Genomic DNA, 4121 nt, shown 5'->3' on the forward strand with positions numbered 1-4121 from the left:
GGGTTCATCATGAACCCGGTCATCAACGTGACGCGCACGTCGGAGATGGTGACCGTGCGCGTCTCCGGTCGGACCCAGGGTCTGCTGCCCGGCTTCGACCCCTCGGTCAGCCAGGAGGCCCGCCGCCCGGTCGAGCGGCTGACGCGACCGGAGTGCATCACGAGCGAGGCGGGCGGACCATGCTGACCCGCAGGGAGAGCGGTTCGGCAACCATCGAGGTGGCCATCCTCGGCCCGGCGCTCATGCTCTTCGTCGCGCTGATCTTCTTCGCCGCGCGGATTGCCTTGGCCCAACAGTCGATGGACATGATCGCGTTCGAGGCCGCCCGCGTGGCGACGCTCTCGCGGGACACCGCGACGGCCAAGGCCAACGCGACCGACATGGCCGCGGCCGAGATGGCCTCCCGCGGCATTCGCTGCACGCCCGCCGCCGTCCCGAGTCTCGACCTGTCCGGCTTCGCCAAGAAGCCCGGTCAGGACGACGCCTGGGTCAGGGCCACCGTGCAGTGCCGTTTCACCATCAGCGATCTGGCGCTGCCGGGGATGCCCGGGTCGCTGACCGTGACCGGTGAGGCCTCCAGCCCGATGGACACCTACCGGGCCCGCAACTGAGACCAGCCACTGACGACCACGCACCACGCAAGGGGGAACACATGCCGAACTCACACCGCGAACGCGGATCCATCAGCATCTATGTGGTGACGATCTCCGCCGCGATGATCCTCCTGCTGGGTCTCGTCGTCGACCTGGGTGGTCAGATCCGGGCGCGTCAGTATGCCGAGGCGGTCGCCTCGGAGGCAGCCCGCGCGGCCGGCCAGCAGATCGACCCCCTGCCGGCCCTGCAGGGTCAGTCGGTGTCCATCCAGGCCGGCCAGGCCGAGCTCGTCGGGCGCAAGTACATCGCCAACGCCGGCCTGACCGGCACGGTCACCGCGACCGACACCGCGATCCGGGTCACGACCCACACGACGTACCAGGCGAAGATCCTCTCGATCATCGGGATCACGTCGTTCCCCGCCAACGGATCTGCCGAGGCCCGGCTGACCGAGCAGGCAGAGACCTTCGAGGGCACCGGCATCGAACCCACGACGAACCCGGAGAATCGGCGATGAGTGCCTTCGGACGCCGGATCACCGGCCTGCTCGCGACCCTCGGTCTCCTCGTCGTCCTCGTCGGGGTGCCGTGGCTGCTCGTGCAGATCGGCGCGTTCCCGCGGCTGTCGGGCGTCAGCGTCGATGCCATTGTGTCGACGCTGACCTCGCCGGCGTCGGGCGAGTTCTTCCTCGCGGCGCTGGCCGTGCTGGCGTGGGTCGCGTGGGCGTTCCTCGCCTTCTCGGTCGTGCTCGAGGTGCTGGCGCGGCTGCGCGGCGTCAGTGCCCCGTCGCTGCCCGGTCTGGCGCTGCCGCAGTCCCTGGCGCGGTCGCTGGTCGGGGGCGCGATGCTCCTGTTCGTGGCGGCGCCGATGGTCTCGCCGGCTGCGCCCGCGCAGGCGGCCGACACCTCCGGTCTGGGCGGAGCGTCGAACGCGGCCACCTCGCGCAGCGTCACCGCCGTGGGTGGTCAGGTCGGTATCGAGAAGGCTGGTGTCGAGCAGGCTGGTGTCCAGAGAGCTGGTGTCGAGAGAGCCGGTGTCCAGAAGAGCGCTGCCGAGGCGCGCGGAGCTGCGAGCGCCGCGTCGTCCAGCACCGAGAGGGTTGCTGCACCGGTGGCCACGTCCGCACCCCAGACGCGTGAGCACGTCGTCGCGGCCGGGGAGACCCTGTGGTCCATCGCCGAGCAGCACCTCGGCGACGGTGGCCGGTACGGCGAGATTGCCGACCTCAATCAGGACGTCCTCACCGGAGCGCAGTGGCTGCGCCCGGGGTGGGTGCTGCAGGTCCCCGCGACGGGCGGCGCCGACGCCGCGGCGGGGGCAGGCTCCGCCAAGGCCGTTGAGGGCAACGTCGTCGTCCGGCCCGGCGACACGCTGTGGGAGCTGGCCGAGGAGGAGCTCGGCGACGGTTCCCGCTACCCCGAGCTCTTCACGCACTCCCAGCGCACCATCCAGCCGGACGGCACCGCCATCGTCGACCCCGACCTGATCCAGCCCGGGTGGACCATCAGCGCCACGCCGGAGGCGGGCCGGGCCGCGGTGGCCGAGTCGCTCGGCATCGATGACCAGACCAGGCGCCGTAGCGACCTCGACACGAGGCGCGCCGAGGCCCAGCAGCAGGCCGAGGCCAAGCGCCAGGCGGAGGCCAAGCGCCAGGCGGAGGCCACACAAGAAACGGAAGCCCAAGCGAAGGCCGAGGCCAGGCAGCGGGCGGAAGCCAAGCAGCGGGCGGAACAAAGGCAGCGCGCCGAAGCCAAGCAGCGCGCCGAGGCCGAGCAGCAGCAGTCCGACGACGCCCACTCCTCCGACATCGGCGCCGCCGTGGCCAAGGACGGCAGCGCCGTCCCGTGGCTGGCCTTGGGCGCGGTCGGCCTGACCGGAGTCACCGCGGCCGGCCTCGCACTCCTCCTCGCCCGCCGCCGTCAGCGGGAGCGGTACCTCGGTGCGCCATCAGGCAGCCCCGCGTTCCACCAGCCCGCGTTCCACCAGCCCGACCAGGCCAACCCCTTCGGCTTCGCCACCGCGATCGAGGACCACGCCGATCCGGTCGGTCGTCACACCGTCGACATCGCCCTGCGTTCGCTGGCCGTCGCCGCCCAGTCGGCCGGCGCCCCGCTGCCGGACCTGCGCGCCGTGCGCCTGCACCCCGACGGCGTCGACCTGTACCTCGGCGCTCCGAGCGCGTTGCCGGCCCCGTGGACCGGCACCGCCGACCCGACGATCTGGACCCTGCGCGCCGACCGCGTCCGGGCACTCCCCCAGGCCGAGCACGCCTCCGCCCCCTACCCCGGTCTGTGCGCCGTCGGCGTCGACCACGACGGAGCGCAGTTGCTCGTCAACCTCCAGCACGCGGCCGTGCTCAAGGTCGCCGGCCCGCCCGAGCGCACCCGCTCGATCATGGCGGCGATGGCGGTCGACATGGCCGGAGCGCAGTGGGCCCAGTCCCTCGGGGTCACACTCGTGGGTGCCTGCCCGAGCCTGCAGTCCGTGCTCGGCGTCGACCGCTGCCGCTCGACCGACGACGTCGACACGCTCATCGCGAGCCTGCACGCCCACGGTGCGGGGACGTTCTGCGAACGCTCCAGCGAGGTCGTCATCGTCACCGGTGACCTGACCCTCGAGCAGTACGAGGCCCTGTTCACGCTCAGCCTCCAGGTCCCCGGCCTGTTCATCGTCGTCGCCACCCCGGACTTCCTGCCCGGCGAATGGGCCCTCGATGTCCGCAACGACGACCGTCTCGGGGTCATCTCCCCGCTCTACCTCCAGGTCGAACCGCAGCGCGTCGAGGACGGCACATACGCCCAGATCGTCGACCTGTTCGCCCTGTCGGAGGCGATCGTGACGCCCGAGCAGCCGACGGACGACCTGCTGGGCGCCGCCAGCGAACGACCCGCCGGCCTGCCCGACGACCTCGGCGTGGACGACGCTCCGACGCGCATGCGCAGCGAGCTGCCCGACTCGGACACGCCCCCGACCCTGTGGAACACCCCGATCCCGGCGCAGCTCGTGCCGTCCGCGCCGGCCGGTGACCCCGTCACCGTCTCGACCGCGGCGAGCGCCGGCGACGGGTTCATCACGCCCGGCTCGCTGGGGTCGGAGTGGCTGCTGCCGCAGATCACCCCGACTCCGGGCACGCCGGTGCAGCCGGTCGTGCACTTCCCGGCGCGGTTCACCGACCACGTCGCGCCGGCCGCCGTGCCCTTCGTGCGGGTGCTCGGGCCGGTCGACCTCGACAACGTCGGTGAGGTCGACTGGGGCCAGCGCGACCGCCTGACCGAGATCGCCACCTTCATCGCGCTCTACCCGGGCAGCCACCGCAGTGCCCTCGACGACGCGCTGTGGCCCAACCGCGCGAAGCAGGACATCAGCGGCGCCCGCGACGCGGCCATCACCCGCCTGTCGACCTGGCTGGGCACCGACGCGCAGGGGCAACCGCTGCTGGGCGAGTACCCCGACGGCACGCTGCGCCTGGACCCGAGCGTGCAGACCGACTGGGGCCTGTGGCGGGCGCTGCTGCCCGACGGCGCGGC

At 72.4% G+C, this 4121-nt stretch carries 3 protein-coding genes and 1 pseudogene; all 4 read left to right on the top strand.

Annotated features, from left to right (window positions below):
* A pseudogene (locus KD1_RS16965) lies at positions 1-186 on the top strand (hypothetical protein); the annotation flags it as partial.
* Positions 180-611, top strand: coding sequence for a TadE/TadG family type IV pilus assembly protein (locus KD1_RS14705; RefSeq protein WP_068403168.1), 432 nt, complete (start codon positions 180-182; stop codon positions 609-611). The pseudogene KD1_RS16965 and the gene KD1_RS14705, both read left to right, overlap by 7 nt.
* A 41-nt stretch (positions 612-652) precedes the next feature.
* Entirely contained in the window at positions 653-1111 is a 459-nt protein-coding gene (locus KD1_RS14710; RefSeq protein WP_068403171.1) for a pilus assembly protein TadG-related protein, read from the top strand.
* A partial coding sequence (locus tag KD1_RS14715; RefSeq protein ID WP_068403173.1) for a LysM peptidoglycan-binding domain-containing protein occupies positions 1108-4121 on the top strand: 3014 nt, incomplete at its 3' end. The genes KD1_RS14710 and KD1_RS14715, both read left to right, overlap by 4 nt.

The organism is Kribbia dieselivorans NBRC 106261 (genome assembly GCF_001552435.1).
Classification (GTDB): domain Bacteria; phylum Actinomycetota; class Actinomycetes; order Actinomycetales; family Dermatophilaceae; genus Kribbia; species Kribbia dieselivorans.